This is a genomic window from Pseudoalteromonas luteoviolacea CPMOR-1, from assembly GCF_001625685.1.
Classification (GTDB): Bacteria; Pseudomonadota; Gammaproteobacteria; order Enterobacterales; family Alteromonadaceae; genus Pseudoalteromonas; species Pseudoalteromonas luteoviolacea_K.
Window position 1 is genome coordinate 23,407 of sequence record NZ_AUYC01000095.1, and the last position, 26,196, is coordinate 49,602.

23 protein-coding genes and 1 tRNA gene are annotated in these 26,196 nt (G+C 44.2%); 9 read left to right on the forward strand and 15 right to left on the reverse strand.

Annotated elements, in window-relative coordinates:
• Window positions 1-74: 74 nt before the first annotated feature.
• The 9 genes from rpoB to deoC all read right to left on the reverse strand — a co-directional run bounded on the left by rpoB (window position 75) and on the right by deoC (window position 9,156).
• Window positions 75-4,100 (reverse strand): DNA-directed RNA polymerase subunit beta, encoded by a 4,026-nt coding sequence (gene rpoB / locus N473_RS24915; protein WP_039611460.1) that lies wholly within the window; start codon window positions 4,098-4,100, stop codon window positions 75-77.
• Between the two features lie 264 nt (window positions 4,101-4,364).
• Window positions 4,365-4,727, reverse strand: coding sequence for a 50S ribosomal protein L7/L12 (rplL, locus tag N473_RS24920; RefSeq protein ID WP_023400585.1), 363 nt, complete (start codon window positions 4,725-4,727; stop codon window positions 4,365-4,367).
• 71 nt (window positions 4,728-4,798) lie between these two features.
• Entirely contained in the window at window positions 4,799-5,293 is a 495-nt protein-coding gene (gene rplJ, locus N473_RS24925; RefSeq protein ID WP_023400586.1) for a 50S ribosomal protein L10, read from the reverse strand.
• Between the two features lie 337 nt (window positions 5,294-5,630).
• Entirely contained in the window at window positions 5,631-6,335 is a 705-nt protein-coding gene (gene rplA / locus N473_RS24930) for a 50S ribosomal protein L1 (RefSeq protein ID WP_063361553.1), read from the reverse strand.
• A 6-nt stretch (window positions 6,336-6,341) separates the two neighbouring features.
• Complete coding sequence (gene rplK, locus N473_RS24935; protein ID WP_010387320.1) at window positions 6,342-6,770, reverse strand: 50S ribosomal protein L11; 429 nt, start codon at window positions 6,768-6,770, stop codon at window positions 6,342-6,344.
• Between the two features lie 185 nt (window positions 6,771-6,955).
• Window positions 6,956-7,513: a transcription termination/antitermination protein NusG gene (gene nusG, locus N473_RS24940; RefSeq protein ID WP_023400588.1), complete on the reverse strand. Its 558-nt coding sequence runs from the start codon at window positions 7,511-7,513 to the stop codon at window positions 6,956-6,958.
• A 4-nt stretch (window positions 7,514-7,517) separates the two neighbouring features.
• On the reverse strand, window positions 7,518-7,895 hold the full coding sequence (secE, locus tag N473_RS24945) for a preprotein translocase subunit SecE (protein WP_023400589.1): 378 nt from the start codon (window positions 7,893-7,895) through the stop codon (window positions 7,518-7,520).
• 128 nt (window positions 7,896-8,023) lie between these two features.
• Window positions 8,024-8,100, reverse strand: a tRNA-Trp gene (locus tag N473_RS24950).
• A 297-nt stretch (window positions 8,101-8,397) separates the two neighbouring features.
• Window positions 8,398-9,156, reverse strand: a complete 759-nt coding sequence (gene deoC / locus N473_RS24955) for a deoxyribose-phosphate aldolase (protein WP_063370301.1) — start codon at window positions 9,154-9,156, stop codon at window positions 8,398-8,400.
• A 390-nt stretch (window positions 9,157-9,546) separates the two neighbouring features.
• Here deoC and cysG point away from each other — a divergent pair, with 390 nt between their 5' ends.
• From cysG to N473_RS24990, 7 genes are all read left to right on the forward strand, one after another.
• Window positions 9,547-10,968 carry a siroheme synthase CysG gene (gene cysG, locus N473_RS24960; RefSeq protein WP_063370302.1) on the forward strand — a complete coding sequence of 474 codons (1,422 nt, stop codon included), beginning with the start codon at window positions 9,547-9,549 and terminating at the stop codon, window positions 10,966-10,968.
• A gap of 35 nt (window positions 10,969-11,003) precedes the next feature.
• Window positions 11,004-11,903: a sulfate adenylyltransferase subunit CysD gene (gene cysD, locus N473_RS24965; RefSeq protein ID WP_039611464.1), complete on the forward strand. Its 900-nt coding sequence runs from the start codon at window positions 11,004-11,006 to the stop codon at window positions 11,901-11,903.
• Window positions 11,903-13,318: a sulfate adenylyltransferase subunit CysN gene (gene cysN, locus N473_RS24970; protein WP_063370303.1), complete on the forward strand. Its 1,416-nt coding sequence runs from the start codon at window positions 11,903-11,905 to the stop codon at window positions 13,316-13,318. Before cysD ends, cysN begins: the two co-directional genes overlap by 1 nt.
• A gap of 64 nt (window positions 13,319-13,382) precedes the next feature.
• Window positions 13,383-15,077 carry an SLC13 family permease gene (locus tag N473_RS24975; RefSeq protein WP_063370417.1) on the forward strand — a complete coding sequence of 565 codons (1,695 nt, stop codon included), beginning with the start codon at window positions 13,383-13,385 and terminating at the stop codon, window positions 15,075-15,077.
• An 11-nt stretch (window positions 15,078-15,088) separates the two neighbouring features.
• Window positions 15,089-15,685 (forward strand): adenylyl-sulfate kinase, encoded by a 597-nt coding sequence (cysC, locus tag N473_RS24980; protein WP_063370304.1) that lies wholly within the window; start codon window positions 15,089-15,091, stop codon window positions 15,683-15,685.
• 12 nt (window positions 15,686-15,697) lie between these two features.
• On the forward strand, window positions 15,698-16,468 hold the full coding sequence (gene cysQ / locus N473_RS24985) for a 3'(2'),5'-bisphosphate nucleotidase CysQ (protein ID WP_063370305.1): 771 nt from the start codon (window positions 15,698-15,700) through the stop codon (window positions 16,466-16,468).
• A 174-nt stretch (window positions 16,469-16,642) separates the two neighbouring features.
• Entirely contained in the window at window positions 16,643-17,662 is a 1,020-nt protein-coding gene (locus N473_RS24990; RefSeq protein ID WP_063370306.1) for a phospholipase A, read from the forward strand.
• 46 nt (window positions 17,663-17,708) lie between these two features.
• Here the strand turns inward: N473_RS24990 and N473_RS24995 are convergent, their stop codons facing one another.
• A complete protein-coding gene (locus tag N473_RS24995) occupies window positions 17,709-18,602 on the reverse strand; it encodes a bifunctional GNAT family N-acetyltransferase/hotdog fold thioesterase (RefSeq protein ID WP_063370307.1) in 894 nt (297 codons plus the stop codon).
• Between N473_RS24995 and N473_RS25000 the strand changes: the two genes are divergently transcribed.
• Window positions 18,589-19,461 carry a spermidine synthase gene (locus tag N473_RS25000; RefSeq protein ID WP_231099630.1) on the forward strand — a complete coding sequence of 291 codons (873 nt, stop codon included), beginning with the start codon at window positions 18,589-18,591 and terminating at the stop codon, window positions 19,459-19,461. The two genes, N473_RS24995 and N473_RS25000, sit on opposite strands and share 14 nt — an antisense overlap.
• Here N473_RS25000 and dtd read toward each other — a convergent pair.
• The 3 genes from dtd to N473_RS25015 are packed head-to-tail and all read right to left on the reverse strand — an operon-like array spanning window position 19,458 to window position 21,729.
• A complete protein-coding gene (gene dtd / locus N473_RS25005) occupies window positions 19,458-19,895 on the reverse strand; it encodes a D-aminoacyl-tRNA deacylase (RefSeq protein ID WP_063370309.1) in 438 nt (145 codons plus the stop codon). The genes N473_RS25000 and dtd overlap by 4 nt on opposite strands.
• A gap of 1 nt (window position 19,896) precedes the next feature.
• The gene (locus N473_RS25010; protein ID WP_063370310.1) at window positions 19,897-20,847 is read right to left on the reverse strand and encodes an alpha/beta fold hydrolase; all 951 of its coding nucleotides are present in this window, start codon (window positions 20,845-20,847) and stop codon (window positions 19,897-19,899) included.
• 9 nt (window positions 20,848-20,856) lie between these two features.
• Window positions 20,857-21,729, reverse strand: a complete 873-nt coding sequence (locus N473_RS25015) for a virulence factor BrkB family protein (protein WP_063370311.1) — start codon at window positions 21,727-21,729, stop codon at window positions 20,857-20,859.
• Window positions 21,730-21,816: 87 nt separating this feature from the next.
• On the opposite strand from N473_RS25015, the gene N473_RS25020 reads away from it, so the two are divergent.
• Window positions 21,817-22,479 (forward strand): DUF2959 domain-containing protein, encoded by a 663-nt coding sequence (locus N473_RS25020; RefSeq protein WP_063370312.1) that lies wholly within the window; start codon window positions 21,817-21,819, stop codon window positions 22,477-22,479.
• 25 nt (window positions 22,480-22,504) lie between these two features.
• Here N473_RS25020 and N473_RS25025 read toward each other — a convergent pair whose 3' ends face one another.
• Window positions 22,505-23,326 carry an arylamine N-acetyltransferase family protein gene (locus N473_RS25025; RefSeq protein WP_063370313.1) on the reverse strand — a complete coding sequence of 274 codons (822 nt, stop codon included), beginning with the start codon at window positions 23,324-23,326 and terminating at the stop codon, window positions 22,505-22,507.
• A gap of 86 nt (window positions 23,327-23,412) precedes the next feature.
• Complete coding sequence (locus tag N473_RS25030) at window positions 23,413-26,136, reverse strand: putative bifunctional diguanylate cyclase/phosphodiesterase (RefSeq protein WP_081221433.1); 2,724 nt, start codon at window positions 26,134-26,136, stop codon at window positions 23,413-23,415.
• Between the last annotated feature and the right edge of the window lie 60 nt (window positions 26,137-26,196).

Consider the following 26,196-nt stretch of genomic DNA (forward strand, 5'->3'; position numbering starts at 1 on the left):
GGCAAGCATTGCTCACCCCTTCATTCTTTACAGTTACAGTCCGGGTTGGCAGCTCACTAGAGCTGCCGGTCGGATTAACTTTCTTCCAACTCGATGTTGATACCTAGCGAGCGGATTTCTTTCAACAATACGTTGAATGACTCTGGCATACCCGGTTCCATCTTGTGGTTACCGTCTACGATGTTCTTATACATCTTAGTACGACCGTTTACGTCATCCGACTTAACTGTCAACATTTCCTGTAGTGTATAGGCAGCACCGTATGCTTCTAATGCCCATACCTCCATCTCACCGAAACGCTGTCCACCGAACTGTGCTTTACCACCCAGCGGCTGCTGAGTAACTAGGCTGTAAGAACCCGTTGAACGTGCGTGCATCTTGTCGTCTACTAAGTGGTTTAGTTTCAGCATGTACATGTAACCAACAGTTACTTGACGCTCAAACGCATCACCAGTACGACCATCATAAAGCGTAACCTGACCACTTGACGGGTAACCACCCAGCTCTAGTAGCTCTTTAATTTCGCTTTCTTTAGCACCATCGAATGCTGGCGTCGCGATTGGTAGACCACCTTTAAGGTTGTTAGCTAGACGACGAACTTCGTCATCAGAGAAGCTAGCAATGTCTACTTCTTGACGGCAGTCACCAAGCTCATACGCTTTCTTGATGAAGTCACGTAGCTCATAAAGCTCCGCTTGCTCTTTCATCATGTCTTCGATGCGCTCACCGATACCACGTGCTGCCAGACCCATATGCGTTTCAAGGATCTGACCGATGTTCATACGAGATGGTACACCTAGTGGGTTAAGAACGATGTCTACCGTACGACCTCTTTCATCGTAAGGCATATCTTCTACTGGTACGATTGTCGAGATAACACCTTTGTTACCGTGACGACCAGCCATCTTATCACCTGGTTGGATACGACGTTTAACAGCTAGGTAAACTTTAACAATCTTAAGTACGCCCGGCGCTAGGTCATCACCTTGTGTGATCTTGCGACGCTTGTTCTCAAACTTCTTGTCGTATTCAGCTTTAAGCTCATCGTACTGTGCAGCAAGTTGCTCTAGCTCTGCTTGTTGTGCTTCATCAGCAAGGCTCTGAGTCAATAGCTTTTCAGCACCTAGAAGTGCAATTGCATCTTCATTTTGACCAGATTCAACAAGTAGCTTACGCGCACGGTTTAGAATACCGCCTTCAAGGATCTTGAACTCTTCGTTGAAGTCTTTCTTCGCTTCACGAAGCTGCATTTCTTCAACTTCTAGTGCACGCTTGTCTTTTTCAACACCATCACGTGTGAATACTTGAACGTCGATAACAGTACCAGATACAGAGTTAGGTACACGTAAAGAACTATCTTTAACGTCAGACGCTTTTTCACCGAAGATTGCACGTAGAAGCTTTTCTTCAGGTGTAAGCTGCGTTTCGCCTTTCGGTGTTACTTTACCTACTAGGATATCGCCGCCTTTCACTTCAGCACCGATGTAAACAACACCAGACTCATCTAGTTTGCCAAGTGCAGACTCACCTACGTTAGGAATATCCGCTGTGATCTCTTCTGGACCAAGCTTCGTATCACGAGCGATACACTGTAGCTCTTGGATGTGGATCGTAGTTAGACGATCTTCTTGTACAACTCGCTCAGAAAGTAGGATTGAATCCTCGAAGTTGTAACCATTCCAAGGCATGAACGCAACACGTAAGTTCTGACCAAGTGCCAAGTCACCTAAGTCCGTTGAAGGACCATCAGCAAGTACGTCACCACGTACTACTGGCTCACCAACCATACAAGTTGGTTTTTGGTTGATACATGTGTTTTGGTTCGAGCGCGTGTACTTAGTTAAGTTGTAAATGTCGATACCCGCTTCACCTGGAACGCGCTCATCTTCATTCACGTTAACAACGATACGGCTCGCATCAGCGTACTTAACTACACCGCCACGCTTAGCAACGATTGTTACACCTGAATCTTTTGCAAGTGTACGCTCGATACCTGTACCTACTAACGGCTTATCAGCGCGTAATGTTGGTACTGCTTGACGTTGCATGTTCGATCCCATCAATGCACGGTTTGCATCATCGTGTTCAAGGAATGGGATAAGTGCCGCTGCCACAGAGATAACCTGCTGTGGAGATACATCCATATACTGGATGCTGTCGCTAGGCATAAAGGTTGATTCACCTTTATGACGACATGGAATTAGCTCTTCTGCGAACTGATTTTCTTCAGTCAAGTTTGTATTCGCCTGTGCGATTACGAACTGACCTTCTTCAATTGCAGATAGGTAATCAACTTCGTCAGTAACGATACCGTCAACAACTTTACGGTATGGAGTCTCTAGGAAACCATAGTCGTTTGTACGAGCATACGTTGACAAAGAGTTGATTAGACCGATGTTTGGACCTTCAGGCGTTTCGATTGGACAAACACGACCGTAGTGCGTTACGTGTACGTCTCGAACTTCGAAGCCTGCACGCTCACGTGTCAAACCACCCGGACCTAATGCAGAAATACGACGCTTGTGCGTTACTTCTGAAAGCGGGTTGTTTTGGTCCATGAACTGTGACAACTGAGAAGAACCAAAGAATTCTTTAACAGCTGCAGAAATCGGCTTAGCGTTGATCAAATCTTGTGGCATCACGTTATCTAGATCACCTAGACTTAGACGCTCACGTACAGCACGCTCAACACGTACTAGACCAACACGGAATTGGTTTTCAGCCATTTCACCAACAGAACGAATACGACGGTTACCTAAGTGGTCGATATCATCCACTTCACCTTTACCGTTACGAATGTCGATAAGGACTTTCATAACAGAAACGATGTCTTCTTTGCTCAGTGTGCCTGGGCCTGTATCTGAATCATAACCAACACGGCTATTGAACTTCATACGACCTACTGTTGATAGATCATAACGCTCATCAGAGAAGAATAGGTTATCGAATAATGCTTCAGCAGCATCTTTCGTTGGTGGCTCGCCTGGGCGCATCATGCGGTAGATTTCTACCAATGCTTCTAGGCGGTTTGAAGAAGAATCAATACGAACAGTCTCTGACATGTACGCACCGCTGTCTACTTCGTTGATGTAAAGCGTATCGATCTTAGTGTGACCCGCTTTCACAAGCTCAGCCATTAGCTCTAGCGATAATTCAGCATTCGCTTCAGCAATGATCTCACCTGTTGACTCATCGATGTAGTTTTTAGCAACTACGCGACCAATGATGTACTCATGTGGTACTTCAAGTTGCGTGATGCCCTTTTTCTCGATGTTTTTAATATGACGAGCTGTGATACGACGGCTCTGTTCAACCAATACCTCACCGTCTGCATCTTTAATATCGAATGCAGCCGTTTCACCACGTAGGCGAGATGGTACTAGTTCCATCATCACTTTACCGTTTACTACTTCGAAGCTTGTTGTCTCGAAGAACAGATCAAGAATTTGCTCTGTTGTGTACTCTAGTGCACGTAAAATGATAGAAGCCGGTAGCTTACGACGACGGTCAATACGAACGAAAAGGTTATCTTTAACGTCAAATTCAAAGTCTAACCATGAACCACGGTAAGGGATAACACGTGCGTTATAAAGCACTTTACCCGATGAGTGTGATTTACCGCGGTCGTTATCAAAGAATACACCAGGTGAACGGTGTAGCTGAGAAACGATAACACGCTCGGTACCGTTAATAACGAAAGTACCTGTGTCTGTCATGAGCGGGATCTCGCCCATGTAAACTTCTTGCTCTTTAATGTCTTTGACTGTGCCTGGAGCTTCTTTGTCCATTAACACAAGACGTAATTTAACGCGAAGTGGAGCAGAATAAGTCACGCCGCGAATTTGACATTCTTTTACATCGAATACTGGTTCTCCGATACGGTAACTCACGTATTGAAGTTCAGAATTGCCCGAGTAGCTTTTGATAGGGAATACAGAACGGAATGCAGCTTCCAATCCAGTATCGCCATCCGCGTCCGGCGTAATGAATTTTTTAAACGATTCCAACTGCGTTTGCAAAAGGAAAGGTATATCCAAAACTTGTGGACGTTTACCAAAATCCTTACGGATACGTTTCTTTTCAGAATAAGAGTAAGCCATGGGGTTCCTCAGCTTGCTGATCTTTGACCCAACCTGTTCATGCAGAACAGCATTCATTGGCATCTAAGCCATGATAACAACATCTAAATTGTCTACCTAAACCCAACAGTTTCCCAAAAGGTTTAAATTATTGAAAAACTTGAAGAATTTAGGTTTTTATTGCGCAATAGTAATACTTTCGCTCTAGAGCGCAAAAGGGCCGGTGATTAAAAAATCACCAGCCCTTGCCTGATTTCTCAGGCAGCGAACCTAGCGTATGCTAGATTACTTGATCTCAACTTCAGCACCAGCTTCTTCAAGATCTTTCTTAAGTGCTTCAGCTTCTTCTTTAGAAACAGCTTCTTTGATTGGCGCAGGAGCAGACTCAACAAGAGCTTTTGCTTCTTTAAGGCCAAGACCAGTTGCACCACGTACAGCTTTGATAGCAGCAACTTTGTTACCGCCAGCGCCAGCTAGGATTACGTCGAACTCAGTCTTTTCTTCAGCAGCTTCAGCTGGACCAGCAGCAACAACAGCTGCAGCTGCAGTTACGCCGAATTTTTCTTCCATTGCTTCAACTAGTTCAACAACTTCCATTACTGACATTTCAGCAATCGCGTCAAGGATTTGGTCTTTAGTTACAGACATTTTAAGTTTCCTAATTAATCACGAACCCATGAGGTTCAAAAAATTTATTGATGAAAGTGTAAAAGGTGCGATTAAGCAGCTTCTTCAGCTTTCTGAACACGTACAGCTTCAATTGTTTTAACCAATTTACCAGCTGACGCTTCTTTCATAGCGCTCATTAAGCGTGCAACAGCTTCGTCGTAAGTAGGTAGCTTAGCAAGCATATCTACGTCAACAACATTGCCTTCAAATGCAGCCGCTTTCAGTTCGAACAACTCGTTTTTCTTTGCGAAATCAGCAAAGATACGAGCAGCAGCACCTGGGTGCTCTGAAGAGAAAGCGATTAGGCTTGGGCCTACTAGCGATTCGTTAAGGCACTCATAATCAGTACCTTCAACAGCGCGTTTTGCAAGCGTGTTACGGACAACTTTCATCCATACGCCTGCTTCACGAGCTTCTTTACGAAGCGCAGTGATAGCATCTACTGTTACACCACGAGAATCTGCAACTACTGCAGATAGAGCACCTTTGGCAGCTTCGTTGACTTCAGCAACAATTGCTTTTTTGTCTTGAAGATTTAAAGCCATGGGTGTTACTCCTGGTTAATATGGGAACAAGTCCCCAGTTCTACTTTACTCACAGTCAAATGACTCTGAGCTGCTTTTTACGGCGAGAACCAGAAGATTAGGAAAAATCTAGCTGGGATTCACACCGTCTACGTAGGAAGATTAAGTAACTAGGTTACACCTACGGTCTTGGACGGAAACGCAATTTATCGATTTTATTGTAGACCAAATTTGATAAACAACAGTTCGAAATTATGCGCTTCAACCCGAATTCTTTGCTTCGTTGGAAGTGACTTCTCAACGAAATGGCGCGAAATTATAGTCTAATTTTTACGCCATGTAAACGCTAAAATCTAAATTACGCTAGTAGCGTGTTTAGAGTAGCTTGGTCTACAGCAACACCCGCGCCCATAGTCGTTGAGATGCTTACTTTCTTCAAGTAAGTACCTTTAGCTTGAGAAGGCTTAGCCTTCTTAAGCGCAACGATAAGTGCTTCAAGGTTTTCTTGAAGCTGGTTCGCGTCAAAGTCAACCTTACCGATTGTCGTGTGGATGATACCGTTCTTGTCGTTACGGTAACGAACCTGACCAGCTTTAGCATTTTTAACTGCTTCTGCAACGTTAGGTGTTACAGTACCAGTTTTAGGGTTAGGCATAAGACCACGTGGACCTAGGATTTGACCTAGTTGACCAACAACGCGCATTGCATCTGGAGAAGCAACAACAACGTCAAAGTTCATTTCGCCTTTCTTAACCTGCTCAGCAAGGTCTTCCATACCTACTAAATCAGCACCAGCTTCTTTAGCAGCGTCTGCATTAGCACCTTGAGTGAATACAGCAACGCGTACTTCACGACCAGTACCGTGTGGTAGTACAGTTGCACCACGTACGTTTTGGTCTGATTTACGAGCGTCGATGCCAAGGTTTACAGCAACGTCAACACTTTCAGTGAATTTAGCAGTAGCTAGTTCTTTAAGAAGAGCAACAGCTTCGTTGATTTCGTACTCTTTAGTTACGTCAACTTTTTCGCGGATTACGCGCATACGCTTAGTTAATTTAGCCATTCTCAATTACCCTTCTACATTCAAGCCCATTGCACGTGCAGAACCTGCAATCGTGCGTACAGCTGCGTCCATATCAGCAGCAGTAAGGTCAGGACGTTTAGTCTCAACAATCTCTTCTAGTTGTGCACGTGTTACAGTACCAACTTTCTCAGTGTTTGGACGGCCAGAACCAGACTTGATACCTGCAGCCTTCTTAAGAAGGTAAGATGCAGGTGGAGTTTTCATATCAAAAGTGAATGAACGGTCGTTGTAAACAGAAATGATTACAGGAACTGGTGCACCTTTCTCGATAGACTCTGTACGTGCGTTGAACGCTTTACAGAATTCCATGATGTTTACACCGTGTTGACCTAGTGCAGGACCTACTGGAGGACTAGGGTTAGCCATACCAGCAGCAACTTGTAGCTTGATTAAAGCTTCAACTTTTTTAGCCATGTTAATAACCTCGTTAAATGGGTCTTAGCCTTGTGCGCGCGAGGACGCGTACTCAAACGGCTTCCCGATTAAAAAATTCTTTCTTTTCGTGGCAGAAATACTCTACCTACAAAAAGGCCGCTGATTATAGTTTAATCAGCGGCCTTTTTCAATTATTTTTTGCAATAGTACAAAATTACTGCAAATTAAGTATCTTGCTCTACCTGACCGAACTCAAGGTCAACCGGCGTTGAACGACCAAAGATAAGTACAGATACTTTTAAGCGGCTCTTTTCATAATCCACTTCTTCAACAACACCGTTGAAGTCTGCGAATGGGCCATCAATAACACGAACCACTTCACCCGGCTCAAACAGCGTCGCTGGCTTAGGTGCTTCAGCGTTCTCTTGTAGACGGTTAAGAATACGATCAGCTTCACGCTGACTAATTGGTGCAGGACGATCAGATGTACCGCCAACAAAGCCCATTACACGTGGTGTACTATTCACCAAGTGCCAAGTCGCGTCGTTCATCACCATCTGAACAAGCACGTAACCTGGAAAGAATTTACGCTCAGACTTGCGCTTTTGACCAGCACGCATCTCTACAACTTCTTCTGTAGGTACGAGTACTTCACCGAAGTCTTCTTCTAAGCCTTCAATTTTAATGTGCTCAATAATAGTTTGAGCAACGCGCTTTTCAAAACCAGAAAACGCCTGAATTACGTACCAACGTAATTTCTTTTCTTTGTTCTCATCCGACATGGGATCAGATCTCCAATCCAGTTAAAAAGCCAACAGCACGGAATAGCAAGCCATCTAATCCCCAAAGGATAAGTGCCATTACTACAGTTGCTGCCATCACGATAATTGTAGTATGCGTTGCTTCTTGACGCGTAGGCCATACAACTTTACGAACCTCAATACGAGACTCTTTTGCAAATGCAATAAAAGTACGACCTTTTTCAGTCGTCGCAGCGATACCAAGAGCGGCACCCACAGCAACCACAACACCGACCGCGCGTACTAATGCAGACATATCTGCATACATGTAGTTACCAACTACTGCGCCAGTGAGTAGTACAACTGCAACTAGCCATTTTACCGTGTCCATCGAGCTAGACGGGTTTTCAACATTAGTGCTCATAATTGTTTTACCTTAAATACAGACACAACAACCCTGTCTTAGACAGGGTTAATCCATTAAATCCAAATTTACAAATAAGCGACGAGTGCAGCACACATTATTTTAAATTTGGACTAAAAAGTATTGAGTGGCAGGGGCGGCAGGACTCGAACCCGCAACCATCGGTTTTGGAGACCGCTGTTCTACCAATTGGAACTACGCCCCTGCAAAGTGGATGCCCATTATACTGACGAACAAACTGAAAACAAGTGTAAAAGTTATACATCGTATGATTTTCACAACTTTTGTTTTTTTATCAGTTATTAAACACCCATTTAAAACCACTTTTTAAGTACTTAAGCCGCACAGGTAAGCGCGGCTGTATGAAGGATATTGGTGGGGCTGAGCAAATTATCAAGTCTCTGTTTATAAAAACAGATGATTTAATACAATAGCTATGACGCGGTTATACACAGTAAAACATTAATTGAGCGGATATCATCCATACCGCTCAAAAAGCAGATTACCCCTGTGCAACAACGCGTTTTACATCCGTCAATAAGCTCGACGCACCAAATCTAAACATACTAGAGCTAACCCAGTCAGCACCCATTATGTCAGTCGCTAATGTTAGATAAGGGAGGCCTTGAGCAACCGTTTTAACACCGCCAGCCGCTTTAAATCCAACAGGCTTGCCATTACTTTTAATGCGTTCTATCATCACCTGTGCTGCGGCCAATGTCGCATTGACCGGTACCTTACCGGTACTGGTTTTAATAAAATCAGCGCCTGCCAAAATCGCAATATCACTGGCTTGTGCGATTAATTCTGACTTTTCGAGTACACCAGTTTCAATGATCACTTTAAGTTTTGCCGACATACCACACACTTGTTTACTTGAGTGTACATATTGCCATGGCGTATCCGGGTCGCCGGCCACCACTTGGTTGTATGGCATCACTAAATCAATTTCATCAGCACCGTCGCCAATCGCTTGTTGTGTTTGCGCTAGCACTTGAGTAAGTGATTGCTCACCACAAGGGAAATTAGTGACCGTCGCCACTTTGATACTTTGCCAACCCCGTGATGCCAACTCCGCTTTACATAGCGCAACAAATTGCGGATATACACACACCGCGGCGGGTAATGCAATATTTTCATCAATGCTGTCCAACATAGCAATGATGCTCTGTGGTGTATCCTCTTCATTAAGCGAGGTTAAATCCATTAACTCAAGCACGCGGATCGCATCGCTCGCCGTAACTTGCTGCTGTGTACTCATTACATCTCCTTAAAACTTCAAACTACCCCATGGTTTAATAGCCATCAAACAGTTTCTACTTGTATGCACCCAGTAAAATAAATTACATGCCCGCTCTACAGGACATTTGTCCGCAACATACATTTTGATAATCGAAAATATTGCGTGCTCGACTATGGTCGTTCGATTATATCTCATAACCAATCGCTATAAGTTGCTAATATGGATACATTTTAGCCTCTAGGCCTTGAAATATAAGCCTTAAACCTAAATCGAAGTTTGTATATAACTTTTAGTTATATAATTTGGGTTAATATTATTTTTTTGTCTTTTAAGCCCGATATATTCTGCTCTCCTACTAAGTCAGTTTGGTTGGCTTACATCAAGGTTATACATTTAGGGGCGAATGTTGTGCAATATTTACCGATATTTACTAAGTTAGACGATAAACCAGTATTGGTGGTCGGTGGCGGCGATGTCGCTTTACGAAAATGCCAAGCATTTTTAAAAGCACGTGCACACGTCACTGTCGTCGCTCCTGAATTTTGTTCTGAACTGGTCGAGTTAGCAGAACAAGGTCAATTGCATCTAGTGAAAGAGTATTTTGATACTCACCATGTACTGGGCATGATGTTGATCATTGCCGCGACTGACAATGAAGCAGTTAACAAAGCGGTTTTTGATGCAGCCAACGCGCAAAACATTTTCGTTAATGTGGTAGATGACCAACCTAAGTGTGGTTTTATCTTCCCATCTATCGTTGATAGAGACCCTATTACCATTGCCATTTCCAGTGCCGGCACTGCCCCCGTATTGGCGCGCAGGATCAGAGAAAAATTAGAAACCTTGATCCCACATCACACAGGCAAATTGGCAAAGTTAGCTGGGGATTTCAGAGATCAAGTGAAAGCACGCTTCAATACGTTTTCGGACCGACGTCAATTTTGGGAGCGCGTATTTGATTCAAGTGTCGTTAGTAAAGTTCAAGTCGGTGATGAACAAGGCGCACAACAACAGCTTAATGACATGCTGACGCAACCCAGTTCACCTGAAGGCGAAGTCTTCGTCGTAGGCGCAGGTCCGGGCGACCCAGAGCTTCTAACGATAAAAGCCTTGCAACTAATGCAACAAGCTGATGTTGTGGTTTATGACTACTTGGTGTCTGATGAAATCATGGAATTAGTAAGACGCGACGCTGATTTGGTTTGTGTTGGCAAAAAAGCAGGCCATCATAGTGTTAAGCAAGGAGATACCAACCACATGCTGGTGAATTTTGCTAAGCAAGGAAAAAAAGTATGCCGTATCAAAGGCGGTGACCCATTCATTTATGGCCGCGGTGGCGAGGAAGTCCAAGTACTGGCCAAACACGGCGTTAAATATCAAATTGTCCCTGGTATCACCGCAGCGGCAGGTTGTAGTGCATATTCAGGTATTCCGTTGACACACAGAGACCATGCACAAGCGATTCAGTTTGTCACTGGGCACTGTAAAAAGGATGGTCAAGAATTGGATTGGCGTGGACTTGCGCAATCGAATCAAACCTTGGCTGTTTACATGGGCGTGATTAAATCGCCACACATTCAGGCCAAGCTGCTAGAACACGGTAGATCACCTGAAACACCTATTGCCATTGTTGAAAATGGCACACGTCAATCACAGCGCGTCGTTCGCGGCACACTTGGTGAATTGGCAGCAAAAATAGAGCAGCATCACATTCAATCACCAGCACTATTGATCATTGGTGAGGTCGCTGCACTACACGAAGAATTAGCATGGTTTGGGCAAACGGAGCAGATCAGTAGCTTTGCACAACCCATTACCCAAGTAGCTTAATAGACTTAATTTAATTAACAGTAGGACGACGAACAATGGCTTTAACCCACCTTCAGCAACTTGAAGCTGAAAGTATAAAGATTATTCGCGAAGTCGCTGCAGAGTTTGATAACCCAGTGATGCTTTACTCTATTGGTAAAGACTCTTCAGTGTTACTGCATTTGGCTCGTAAAGCATTTTACCCGGCAAAGATTCCTTTCCCTCTACTGCACGTAGATACGGATTGGAAATTCCGTGAAATGATTGAGTTTCGCGACCGCTTGGCAAAAGAATATAATTTTGACCTGATTGTTCATAAGAACCCTGAAGGTATTGCCATGGGCGTCGGCCCGTTTACACACGGCTCAGCGAAACACACTGACGTGATGAAAACGCAAGGCTTGAAACAAGCACTTGATAAGTATGGCTTTGATGCAGCATTCGGTGGTGCACGTCGTGACGAAGAGAAATCACGTGCGAAAGAGCGTGTTTATTCATTTCGCGATAAACATCACCGTTGGGATCCTAAAAATCAACGTCCAGAACTTTGGAATACCTATAACAGCCAAGTAAATCCTGGTGAGAGCATCCGTGTATTCCCTCTATCTAACTGGACTGAGCTGGATATTTGGCAATATATCTACCAAGAAAACATCGAAATTGTCCCTCTGTACTTATCAGATAAGCGCCCTGTGGTTGAGCGTAACGGTACATTGATCATGGTTGATGACGAGCGTATGCCACTAGAAGAAGGTGAAGTGCCAGAAATGAAGTCTGTGCGTTTCCGTACACTAGGTTGCTACCCGCTCACAGGCGCAGTTGAGTCTGAAGCCAATACACTAACCGGCATCATCGAAGAAATGCTGCTATCCACATCATCAGAGCGCGAAGGCCGTGTTATTGACCACGACTCAGCAGGCTCTATGGAGAAGAAAAAACGCGAGGGGTATTTCTAATGTCGACAGCGAACGAAGTAAGAGAACTAGGCATTGAAGCCTATCTGTCTCGTCAACAAGACAAAAGCTTATTACGCATGATGACTTGTGGTAGCGTTGATGACGGTAAATCGACACTTATCGGCCGCTTGCTACATGATAGCCATCAAATTTATGAAGATCAGCTTGCTGCACTTCACAAAGATAACGAAAAAGTTGGTAATGCAGGTGAAGAGCTAGATTTAGCGCTGCTTGTAGATGGTCTACAAGCTGAGCGTGAGCAAGGTATCACCATTGACGTTGCCTACCGTTATTTCTCAACGGCAAAGCGTAAGTTCATCATTGCTGATACACCAGGGCACGAACAGTATACTCGTAACATGGTAACAGGTGCTTCAACGAGTGATCTGGCTATTATCTTGGTTGATGCGCGTTACGGTGTGCAGGTACAAACTAAACGTCATAGCTTTATTTGTGACTCTTTAGGCATCAAGCAGTTTGTGGTTGCTATCAACAAAATGGACATCGTTGATTTTGACGAAGCCGTTTTTGAGAAGATCAAAGCAGATTACTTACAGTTTGCTGAGCAACTTAATGTTTCAGACATCAAGTTTATCCCAATGTCTGCACTTAAAGGCGACAACGTAGTAACACGCTCTGAAAAGACGCCTTACTACACTGATAAGCCATTACTTGAGCTACTGGAAGACTCGCCAGCAGCTGAAGCAAACCATGCTTTTGAAGCACGCTTCCCGGTTCAGTATGTGGTACGTCCAAACTTAGATTTTCGTGGTTTCCAAGGCACGCTCACATCCGGTTCGTTGAGTGCAGGTCAGGCTGTTAAAGTCCTGCCATCTGGTAAGTCTTCCACTATCAAAGAATTGGTTACTTTTGATGGCAACCTAGAGCAAGCACAAACAGGTCAAGCATTTACGATCACTTTGGCAGATGAAATTGATGTCAGTCGTGGTGATGTCATTGTCCCTGCGGATTCTACCGCCACGGTGACAAACCTCATTCAAGCAAAGCTTGTGTGGATGCACGAAGAGCCGCTTGTTTTAGGACAAAACTACAACTTCAAGTTGGGCAGTAAGAGCACGTCAGCCATTGTTCGCAAGATTGATCACACGATTGATGTGAACACGCTAGAACAAGGTCAGGCAGAGCAATTACAACTCAATGAAATTGCAATCGTTACACTTGAACTGACTGAAAGCATCGTGGCAGATATCTATCGCAACAACCACGAAACGGGTTCATTCATCCTGATTGACCGCATCAGCAACCTTACCATCGGTGCAGGTATGATTGAAGCGCTATTGGCTGAAGAGTCTGCAACGACGTCTGAGTTCAGTGCTTTTGAACTTGAATTCAACGCGTTAGTACGTAAGCACTTCCCACATTGGCAAGCGCTTGATATTAGCAAGTTGAAGTAAGTGAAGTTATGCCTGTTACTGGGAGACAAACGTGCTAGTTGATCAAATCATCTTAACAGGCATTATGATCGCTTTAGTCGTGTGCTTATTTGGCACACGACTCAATCCAGCTTGGTTATTTGTCAGCGCCATTGGTGTCAGTTATTTAACCGGTTTAATCGAGTTGGAATCTATGTTGGTGAACTACGCCAACCCGTCTTTGATCACCCTTGTTTTACTGATCTTAGTCTCTATTGCTATTGAAAAAACAACGTTGGTACAAAAGCTTGCCAGCACACTGGCCAGTGGAAGCTTGTCAAAGTCAGTGATGAAGCTGGGCCTCTCTACTGCGTTTTTATCCTCTTTTACAAATAACACGGCTGTCGTCGCTTCGCTCATCAGTACCATCAAGGAGAGCCAAACACACTCGCCCTCTAAGTTATTATTGCCATTGTCTTACACCGCCATCTTAGGCGGTACATTAACTTTAATTGGCACATCAACAAATTTAATCGTCAATGGCTTTGCCGTTGACGCCGGTATGGCTCCACTGGGCTTTTTTGACTTTACACTCGTTGGCTTCGGCGCATTAATTGTGGGCCTACTTACGATTTTATTGCTCCTCAAATTTCTCCCCGACCACGGTACCGAAGACCAAGAAGTCGTCCCCTTTTATTTAGAAGGCAAGGTCGCTGCTGATTCAAAACTGATCGGGCGTACTGTAGAAGAGAATGGCCTTCGTGATTTAAAAGACTTATTCCTAGCAGAAATTATCCGCGGTGAACGACGCATATGCGCAGTCACCCCACAACAAGAGATTTACCAAGGAGATGTTTTACTGTTTGTTGGTGACATCAAGTCTGTGCCTTTATTGCGTCGCTTTGATGGCCTTCAGGTGGTCCACGATAAACACGAAAAAGACGTGGAGCACCTAGTCGAAGTCGTCGTCAGTCAATCATCTAAATACATTGGTAAAACCATTAAAGAAATTCGTTTTCGCGAGCAATTTCATGCTGCCGTTATCGCCATTCGCCGAGGTCATGACCGTCTTCAAGGGGGGCTTGGTAAAGTGAAATTACAAGCTGGCGACTCTCTCATTTTAGCCCCAGGCAGTGATTTTTATAATCTACCGGATCTCAAACGCGAGTTTGTATATATTTCAGGTTTAGATTTACAAACACACTTGACCAAAAAGCAATCCGGCCATGTGCTGTTAGGATTTGCAGCGGTGATTGGTTTAGGGATCTTTGACATTGTGCCTTTGGTAAAAGGGCTAATGGTATTACTACTTGCACTGGTTGCGCTTGGCACCATCAAAGTGAACGAGATGAAGCGCCGTTTCCCTATTGAATTACTGGCGATTGTAGGCAGTGCAATTGGCCTTGCCAAATTAATGATAGAAACAGGCTTAGCCACACAACTGTCTGACGCGCTGTTTCTAATACTCGGCGACTTTGGCCCTTACGGTGCCTTCATCGCCATATTTGTGATGACCGTCGTCTTCACAGAACTTATCACCAACAATGCCGCGGCAGCACTGTCTTTTCCCGTTGCCTATGCATTAGCGGTTGGGTTTGGCGTTGATCCACTCCCATTTATTATGGCTGTTGCCTTTGGTGCATCAGCAAGCTTTATTTCCCCCTTTGGTTATCAAACAAACTTGATGGTGTATAGTGCCGGAAACTACCGCATCAAAGACTACGTTACGGTAGGCGTTCCGCTATCAATTATTTACTCTATTACCGTCCTGACCTTGATCCCATTGGTCTTTCCCTTTTAATGGATAGCTTCATGGATAAAAATATTGTTTGGCATAATTATGCCGTTGAAAAAACACATCGCAGTGAGCTCAAAGGCCATAAACCTGTGATCCTTTGGTTCACTGGCTTTTCTGGCTCAGGGAAAAGTACAGTGGCCAATGCCCTTGAAAGTGCCCTTCATCAAAGTGGTGTACATACCTATTTGCTTGATGGTGACAATGTTAGGCATGGGTTATGTAAAGACCTTGGCTTCAGCGACGCCGACCGCATTGAAAATATTCGTCGAGTGGGAGAACTCAGTAAATTGATGGTTGATGCAGGCCTTATCGTATTAACCGCATTTATTTCACCGTTTCAAGCGGAACGAGATATGGTCAGAGACCTCGTAGAAGACGGCGAATTCATCGAAGTATTTTTAGATACACCGCTAGAAGTCTGCGAGCAGCGAGACCCCAAAGGCTTATACAAGAAAGCCCGCGCAGGTGAGATCAAGAACTTCACGGGTATCGACTCTGATTATCAGCCACCCGTTGCACCTGAGATAAGATTGAACACAGGTGAGAATTCACTTGAGCAGTCCGTCCAGCAACTGGTAGATTACTTGAAAGATAAAAACATCATCCAGTAGCAAGGATAACCTATGAATGATACCGACCTGCTCGAAGAACTCGTCGAGCTTGCCCGCCTTGCAGGCGAGGAAATTATGCAGATCTATGCCAAAGATTTTGCCATCGAGTATAAAAATGACGATAGTCCAGTCACTGAGGCTGACTTGGCCGCCAACCGAGTGATCACCGCAGGTCTTTCGCGCTTGACCCCTGAAATCCCTATCCTCAGTGAAGAAAGTGCCAATATCAGCTGGCAAGAACGCCAAACTTGGCAACGTTATTGGCTAGTTGACCCAATCGATGGCACTAAAGAGTTCATTAAGAAAAACGGTGAATTCACCGTTAATATTGCACTGATTGAAAACGGTAAGCCAACCATGGGCGTGGTCTTTGCGCCGGCTCTGAACGTGTGCTATTTAGCTGCGCAAAGTATTGGTGCGTTTAGAGAATGTGGTGAAGCCCGAATTGAACTCAAGGTGACCAAGAAAGCAAATACAGGCACCATTAAAGTCGTTGGTTCTCGCTCTCATCCCTCACCCGCACTGGCTGAGTATCTAGGGCAATTTGACGACATTGAAATGGTTCCCAAAGGCAGTTCACTCAAGCTGTGTTTGGTCGCTGAAGGCGAAGCAGATATTTACCCTCGACTAGGCCCAACCAGCGAGTGGGACACTGGTGCAGGCCACGCTGTAGCAAGCATAGCTGGTGCGACAGTGAGTCAAATCGACGGTTCTCCTCTGACATACAATCAAAAAGAGTCTTATCTGAATCCATTTTTTGTGGTTTCAAGGCTCGAAAGTTAAACGACTTAGAGTGCTCTGTCTGAGCACTCTAAATCTCCCTTTTCTCCTTTTCAAAGGGTTATGCTGGGCTTTTGCACTACTTACTTATACTATAGCGTCCATTGAACTTGGCTTAACTCTTAAAGTAGCTAATATCTTTTTGTTTGGAAACTCTCTTTCTTGTTGGAATTAAATATGGACTTTACTAAGCGCTCTGCGACCCTGCTTTTGGCTCTTTGTGCCCAAAGCGCGCATGCTGCAAGTACCTCAGAAGATGAGGTCGCTGCCCTCAATCAATGTATTTTAAATCAGACTATTTCTGGAGATGATACCCGTACAATTAAAGAGGTACGCGCGTATTGTGAGCAGCAAGTAAGTGCACTGAGCCAACTCGACAAGCGTATGGCCAGAGAGCGAGTCACAGAAAAAAACCGTAATGTGCTGACCCCACACCATAGAAATTATATTCTGCCGGTATCATACATCAAAAATCCCAATAACCGCCCATTTGATGGCTTTGCTGACAAAGCCAATAAAGAAGGCGAGCCGCTGGATAATGTAGAAGCAAAATACCAAATTTCATTGAAGTTACCGATTTATCACAACTTTAAAGATCAAGATCAGGCCATTTATATGGGCGTCACACTGCAGTCGTATTGGCAGGTGTATAACAAAGATATTTCGTCTCCTTTTAGAGAAACTAATTATGAGCCCGAAATATTTTGGGTCAATTTTCTAGATGACGAAAATGTCTTATGGGGCGATGAAATGGCCATTGTGTTGGGTATTTCACACCAGTCAAATGGTAGAAGCCAACCAAATTCGCGTTCTTGGAACCGCATCTATGCCAATTTCATTTGGGAATATGATGGGTTTGTATTTAGCTTCAAGCCATGGTATCGACTGCCGGAAGATGAAAAACCTGAAGATAATTTAGCCAAAGGTGATGACAACCCCGATATCCACAAATATATGGGTTACTTTGAACTTAGCGGAGCCTACCGCTTTGACAATGACCATGAAATCGGCATGATGCTGCGCAACAATGCTGGCGGTGATAATAGAGGTGCTGTACAGCTAGATTGGTCCTTTCCCATTACAGGCCGCGTACGTGGCTATGCGCAATACTTCAATGGGTATGGAGAAAGTCTCATCGATTACAACGCCCACATCCAAAGGTTAGGCCTCGGTATCGCCATTACTGACTTGCTTTAAAGCTTTAGCAATCCGGTCAAGACTCACTTGACCGGATACATTTTTCCTAACGCTTCACAAAGAAGACGCCACAAAACTTTGCGACTAACACATCACCATCGTACACATTCACTGGTACCGTGTACTTAGCTTTTCCTTCGGTCTCAAGCGTTGTCAATTCACCGCTGCACTCAGACAAGGTCACCGTCGCACCTGGCGCTGTCGTGAGCGGCTTTAGGTATTTAATTTCAGCATCCGCAAGGACGATATCGCCTTCAAGATTAAGCTCTTTTAATGCCAAATATGTTGCGCCCCACCCTGTCAGGGTCGCCATACTGTAGACCGAACCTGCAAACATAGAATTATGCAAATTCAAGTTGGCTTTCAAGTCCGCTTTTGTCGAGAACTGCCAATCGGTGTAACTTTCAACTTTTATCCCCATGGCATCACTAATAGGAATAGACTCACGCCACGTATCTTGTAACACTTGCGTCCAATCTGGGTGTCTGAACCAACCTGGCTCTGATGGCTTTTGCTTGACCATTTTCCAGTGCTGTACATCACCATAAGCAAGGTGTGCTTTTTCAACCACTTTATAACCATGACGCTCATAAAATGCCAAAGCGCGCTCTCTGGCAAACAACACCAGCTCCTGCGCATCTTGCGTCCAAGCAATCTTTTCCAGCTCATGTAGCAATCGGCTACCCAGGTGTTGACCACGGTGCCCTTCGCCCACCGCCATGTAACGCACTTGTGCTTGAAGGTGATTATTAAAGTGTAAACGCGCAACTGCCAGCACTTCGCCTTCATTGTTTTTGATGTACCTGTGCTCAGCATCTTGCTCTAAATCGTCTTGCTCTGAGCCTCTTGGTTGATCCCATGGTGCTCTGAGAACCTGCCAACGCAATTGATAGTAGTCTTGCCAATCTTGGCTACTTTGTGGCGAAATGACTGGAAACATAATTACTCCTTTCTATGCACACCCAAGTGCGTGCCATTTTTGTGTTCTACCTTACAAGAAAAACTCTGAACAGGAAATGCTCAACGTAAAATCACCGACTAAATGTGTAAAATCATCTAAACACAGTGGAATTACCGCAATCCTTGTCTATGCTGATGGAACTATGCAAGATTTTTTGACTGAATCAGGAACCGTCAGCAACGATTTTGTAGCCCAAAGCCATGAGCTAGGCCACTTGTTATATTGGCATAAGCACGGGAAAACGAGCATACAAGTTAGACAAGAAAAAACGCTTCGTTGGCTATTAATAAACAATACGTTACAGTCAATCGTTGAACTGAATCACCCGGAGCACTTGCTTTTCCCTCATTTGCAAGTGTTGGATGCCTTGTGGCAAAAATACCCTAAACCTCACCGCGTACTCGAACTAGGACTGGGTGCAGGTGCCATTCGCGACTATTTACACAGTGTGCATGAAAATTGCCAAGTTATTTCCGTGGAAAACAACCCAGACATCATACATTGCTATAAACGGTACTTTGGCGGAGACCATATCAGTGAAGTCAATTGCAATGACGCCTACAAAGTATTAGAAGTAGACCACAATCACCCATTTAATTGGATTATCTTAGATTTATTCAGCGAATTGGATGCGCCACGCTTTTTATACCAGCACAAGTTTTACACCCTGTTACGCAATACATTAGCAGAACAGGGCGTATTATTTATCAACTTTATTGCCGAGCACGAGTCGCAACTCAAGCAACTAGAGCATCTGCTTATTATCAACTTCGGAAAAAAGCCCCATATCCACCAAGTACCGGGGTATGCTAACCACATTATTGTGGTTGAACGCTAGACCGACAAATTAAATGTCACCGGCCCATCGTTACACAAACTCACCTGCATATCCGCAGCAAACTGGCCTGTTGCCACTGAAATGCCAAGCCCTTTTGCCTGCTCAACAAAGTATTCATACAGTCGTTTTGCTTGTTCTGGCGAGCCCGCAGAAGAAAAACTTGGTCGCATGCCTTTTTTTGTGTCCGCCGCCAACGTAAATTGCGAGACCACAAGCAGCTCACCACCAATGTCTTTGAGGCTGAGGTTCATTTTGCCTGCATCATCGGTGAAAATTCGATAGTTACTGACTTTATGCAGTAATTTATCTGCACTTTGCTCATCATCCACTTTTTCGACACCGAGCAAAAGTAAGATACCCTGCTGAATTTCACCCACAACTTCTCCAGTCACTTCGACTTTTGCAAACTTGACCCTTTGAATTAATCCTTGCACGTTAACCTCTGTTTTTATCTATTTTGCACAGCAGTAAATCTGCCGCACGGCGAATAGCCTCCGAATATACTTGATTTGACGTGCAGTGCCCAACGCCTTCTAAAATTAGTAGCCGAGCATTTAATACTGCGGCAAATTTTTGCGCCATGGCAAAACGGCAGACTAAATCGTGACGGCTGTGGATCATCCAGATAGGCAAAGATTTTAAGGTGTGGGCATGCTTAAACAGCGCTTCATCCTCTAAAAAACATTGATTAGACATGTAATGCACCATTAATCTGGCTTGCGCAACAATATGTACAGGCGAGGGAAGTTGATAGCGCTGCATCTGAGTTTCAACGCTCAACTGCATATCCCAATCATGCCAAAGCTGTGCAGCTTTATGCTGTGATAGCTCATTGTCACTAAATAGTTGCTGCTGATAATGGGCTAATACCTGCTGATATGAGTCGAGCCCCTGTGAAAATTGAGTAAAACGCTCGGGATAAAACTGTGCCCCCGCACCTTTATCACCATATAACCAAGCCAAATCGGACGACGTCGCGAAAAAACTCGCCCAAGTGATCACCCCGGATACGCGATGAGCATGTTGCATCGCAAACCATAATGCCAATGTCGCACCCCAAGATCCCCCAGCTAAAACACAACGAGGAATATCCAGATAATCTAATAACGTCACCACATCATCGACGAGTAATGCGGTGTGGTTGTGCTCAAGTGATTGCGGGGAAGAGTTTCCGCACCCTCTTTGACTATATAAAATGATACGGTAACGCTTTGGGTTAAAATAGCTCTGCGCTGCCTTTTGCAGCCCCGATCCGGGACCGCCGTGCAATACCAACAGCGGAATACCCGCAGCGTTACCGTATTCCTCCACGTGCATTTGGTGGCCGTGAGAAAGTGGTAGATGAAAACTGCGCAGCGGTTCCGTTGGCTGATACAGTAAGGTCATGGATTTACCTCATAATTGAGGTGTGTCGCTCTCCTGTTCATGATGCTCGGCTAAACAAGCGGTAAACTCAGCGCCTAATAACACCACCATCCATGATAAATACACCCAAACAAATAAAATAGGAATAGTCGCCAGCGCACCATATATGACCTCATAGGACGGAAAGTGGCTGATATACATTGCAAACCCTCTTTTCGTCAGCTCAAATAAAAAGGCAGCAAATAATGCGCCCGGTATCGCGGCTTTAAACGACACACGTGTATTTGGTACTAAAGTATAGAGCATAATGAAGCCCGCCATTGAAATTACATACGGCAGCAACTTTAGGAGTAAACCGCTGAATCCAGGGATCCCTTGATCAGCAAATGACACCAGAGACACGATATACGACGTAACCCCGATACTGGCGCCCAATAACACAGGCCCCAATGTCAGTACCATCCAATAAATCGCAAATGAAATCATCAAAGGACGCTTACTTTCAACGCGCCAAATGCGATTGAGTGCACTATCTACATTACGAATAAGCAGTAATGCCACCGCAGCTAGAAAGCTGATACCCACAGCCGTCATTTGGTTTGCATTACCAGCAAATGCGCTAATATGGGCCTTTATCGTATCGGTAGAGGTGGGAACAAAGTTGGTGAATATAAAGTTTTCTATCGCCAAACGGGTATTCTCAAAACCAGGAAATGCGGTGAAAATCGCAACCCCCACAGCAATGAGCGGCACCAATGAAAGCAAGGTGACGTACGCCAAATACCCGGCATTTATGGTGAGCTGATCTTCTTTGCAGCGCTGGAAAAAACGCCGCCACCAACTCGGCTGAGCATCTATTACTGCGCGTGCTTGCGCTTTTATTTGAGGCCAATGTTGTTTCATAATTGTTTATACATTGATGATTGCTTTGCACATCTTACCAATCCACTTCATAATTTAAAGTAGCCCTATTAAGTAAAAGGATAAAGTATGCCTCTAAAATACCTAAAAATTTATATTTTGATTGCCGCTTGCGCTGTCCTTAGTGGCTGTAAAAGTGCGCAAAATGCCTATTATTCTGCGTGGGAGCAGGTGGGTGTACATAAACGTGATATTCTTGTCGATCGCGTCGAAGATACTCAACAATCTCAGCAAACCTCTCAACAAGAGTTTCAAAATGCGCTTGAACGCTTATCCGTTCTCATTGATTTTGATGGTGGAGAGTTACAAAGTGTCTACGAGCAGCTAAATAGTGACTTTGAAGCAAGCCAAAAAGCAGCGCAATCTGTCACTGACAATATTGATAAAGTAGAGTCGGTTGCCGACGCCTTATTCGAAGAATGGCAAGAAGAGCTTGAACAGTTTAGCAACCCAAAGTTAAAACGCAGCAGCGAGCAAAAACTGCGACAAACTCAAAAGCAATATGACAAGCTACTGCGCTCCATGCGTAAGAGTGAGTCAAAAATGCAACCTGTACTCGACTCTATGAAAGACAATGTTTTATATCTAAAACACAACCTCAATGCACAAGCCATTGCTGCCATCAGAGGTGAATTTACCAATTTAAAACGTGATATTCAGGGCTTAATCACAGATATGAATCGCTCAATTGCGGACTCCACCGCCTTTATCGAGCAAATGAACAAAAACTAAGATCTGATGAGCACTGCGCGCCTGCTTAGTGCTCTTCTGACATCTTTAAAGCCGCCTTTTCATACACCCAGTTGACTTCAGGCTCAGGTATATTCAATAAAAAGATCTCTTCGATAATCGCCCTCAATTGAACAGCATCCTTGATCAGCACTTCTCTGGTCTCTGCGGTTTCCTCGTTGCGATACACATATAACAAGTTATTTAATGTATGGCGCTCTTTTTGTGCCATTCGTGATAAGACTAAATGATTGACGAACAAAGAATCGGGGTGTTGATGACAATGAAAATGTGCAACGTCACAATCACTTTCAAACGTCTCTGCAAATTCAACGTCATATAATGGTACCTGCTTAGGTGATGTTAACGTGAGTACAGCACGCCGTGCACTACGTTCAACATAGTAACCATTAGCTTCATCATATACGTCGACGCTGTGATCAATGGGTATTAACGTACGTGGCGTTTTGCTACCAAAACCCACATCAATTAAGTATTCAGTGTGATGGTATTTAAGCAGTGTGACTCGATGTGTACGTGGGTTGTCCCATTTACCGTTAAGCAATACTCTGCCAAGCAAAGGAGACACATCAAAACCTAAATACTGTAACGCAAGCATCACAATTTTATTGTGCTCGAAACAGTAACCACCTTGCTCATTTTCAATGACCCGTGTAAACACCACATCGGGCTCTAAGCTCAAGCATTTATCTTGCATCGCGTTGATACTACTGAAACTAAATCGCGCGATGTGGGCTTTTATTAACTGCTCAACAAACGCTAAATTACCCTCTGAAGGGTAGTGCAATCCTAATTTGGCTAAATACAGGTCCAATTGCGACGATGTCATAGCACCTCCTACTCATCTGCTTGCTTACATAAGTTTTATTTACGGCGTTGCAAGATAAAACCTAAAGCATGGTTAAGGTCAACCCGCTAGCTGGCAAATTCTGTGATTTTTCTGCCTTGATCCTGAGATAGCAAATGCAAAGCTTCTTCTTCCAATAAAGGTTTGCTCATTAAGTAACCCTGCATTTGTTGGCAGTAAAGAGATGATAATACCGTTAACTGCGCTGGTTGCTCAATGCCTTCTGCTGTCACAGTCAAATTAAAGCTATTCGCAATGGCACAAATTGCCTCTATCAATTGGCGGGGATTGCCTACTTTTTCAATCCCATTGATAAACGCTCGGTCAATTTTCAAACCATCTACAGGTAAAACATTTAAACGAGACAAACTGCTATAACCTGTACCAAAGTCATCAATATAAATGCCAAAACCCATGTCATGTAACTTTTGCAGTGGCGCAACTAGGCTATTCTCTTGTGCCATCATGGCGGATTCTGTCAGCTCAATTTTAAACTGTGTCGGGTCCAACTCATTATGCTCAAATTGACTCAATAGCCAACTCATAAATCCTTTATGCTGCAACTGTAAAGGCGATACGTTGACACTCATAAATATACGTCGATTGGGAAAACGTTTCACACATTGCATGGCACGTGAAAAAACCCAGTGCCCAAGCTTCACGATTTGTGCGCACTCTTCTGCAATGGGGATAAACTCGGCTGGACTCACGACACCTAACTTAGGGCTCTGCCAACGCAGCAATGCTTCGAATCCAATAATAGATTTCCCCAATTGACAATAAATAGGTTGAAACCGCAGTGACAGCTCCGTGTCCATATTCAATGTTTGTAACTCACGCTCAATCAATAGCCGTCGAGATGCTTCATCGGCAATGGCCGAAGTAAAAATATGAAAATCATTTTTGCCACGCTTTTTCGCTTCATACATTGCCACATCTGCATCATGAAGCAGCTTTTCTGCTTCATAGTTATGGCATGGTGCTGTAAAACGCCTCACTCCCACACTGCCACTCACTGAGTGTTTACTTCCCTGATACTCAAATGGCTCTCTGATTGCCGCGAGGATATCCTCTAACATAAGCTCTAGTGGCACCTTCAGAGCTTGATTGTCTAGCAATATAGCAAATTCATCACCGCCTAATCGCGCAATGTCAGCATAACTGCCAACAAGCTCCCGCATTCTCATAGCGAATTCAACCAGCAGTTTATCGCCAGCAAGGTGACCTAGGGTGTCATTTATCAATTTAAACCGATCAAGATCGATATAGAGTAAAATAAACTGCCCCGCACTGCGCGCTCGATAAGACTCAACCAGTTGCAAAAAAGTCTGTCGATTGAGCAAGTCAGTCAAGCTATCGTGCTGGGCTTTATATTGGAGCTGCTCATTGAACAGTTTAATTTGCGTAATGTCTGTTACACGGCCCTCATAAATCGTATCGTGGCTGTGGCAGATCCACGAACCGGTTTGGCGCAACCATACACCATTCGCATGATTTGACCCCGCAAGCCATTCTAGCTCCTCATGTTGTTCAAACCTAGATACCATGGTGCGCCACTTCGCAGCAAAGTCATTATCGAGCATTAAATCACTCAGATGAATACTTTTTAAGGTGTGTTGCTCACCTATCAATAACGCTCTAAACGCGGGATTGGCATCCACCAAAACACCATGCTTGTCCAAGACAAATAGGCCTTCGCTGCTATTTACAAATAAACTCTTATACTTGCGCTCTGCAACAATCTGTTGCTGCAATGCAGATAATCGTTTATCAGATGCGTGTTTGAGCTGATGATTCGCTTGTGCCAGACTTGCCGTGCGCTCCTCAACCAGCATATTGACGGTTTGATGTTGCCGAGACAAATAACGTACTTGCAGCAGTACCATTAACCCTAGCGCAGCCGCAATCAATACGACCATGGCAATGATCAACGTAAAATTATTCAGAAAGGACGGCTTAAGCTGCTCTTGCGTATAGAGATGGATTTCAATCTGATTGCCAAAAAAGTCCATTCTTTCAATGATGCCAGGTTGTTTATTGGATAAATGATGCAAGCTTTGCCAATCCGATGTAAACAGCAGTTGCTCACCAGAGAGCACCCTCACTTGATGGCCATTATCTTGATAAACTGGGCTGAATAAGCCTTCTAATAAGTGTTGCAACTCAAAGCCTATGCCTAATGCCTTGGTAACACTGGCACTTTGAAATTGTTCGATAACCACGCTCCAACGATCAGACATCGGCCAATTTACTGCTTGTAGTTCACTGTTTTTTAAGCGCTCAGATAACGTACCCGATATCGACACAGCACTACCCAGAAGATGACCAAATTCAGACACTGGCGCCGTTTTAACCATGGTTAAATAACGAGTGCTTAAAGTATGCGGTAAGTGCACAGTAAAATCGAAAAAGCCCATATCTCGATATTGGCGCTCCAGCTGGGCAACTTGCTCCCGCTCTATGATGGCATAGGATTCCAAACTGAGTTCAAGCTCTAAACCTGCCAATTGCGATTGTGCTAAATGATAAAACTGCTCCGGCGTGATCTCCGGCGTTGCCCTTAGGTAAGCTTCTATCGAATACAGCAAGTGGGCAAATCGCTGCAGTTGCTCACTCATTCTAGAATGATATTGCGCCACTTGCTGTTCGAGCTGATGGTGGCTACGTTGCGTGTAATGATCGTGAAAAACCACGGCCATATAGCAGATCAAAAATAAATATATGCTGTAAATCCAACCACCAAACTGAATTGGTGATTGAAAGAATTTTTCCCACTTTTTTACTCTAGACATCCGCTCATAACACTGTACCATTGCACCACTTGATAATAATTCTTATTTGCGATGATTAAA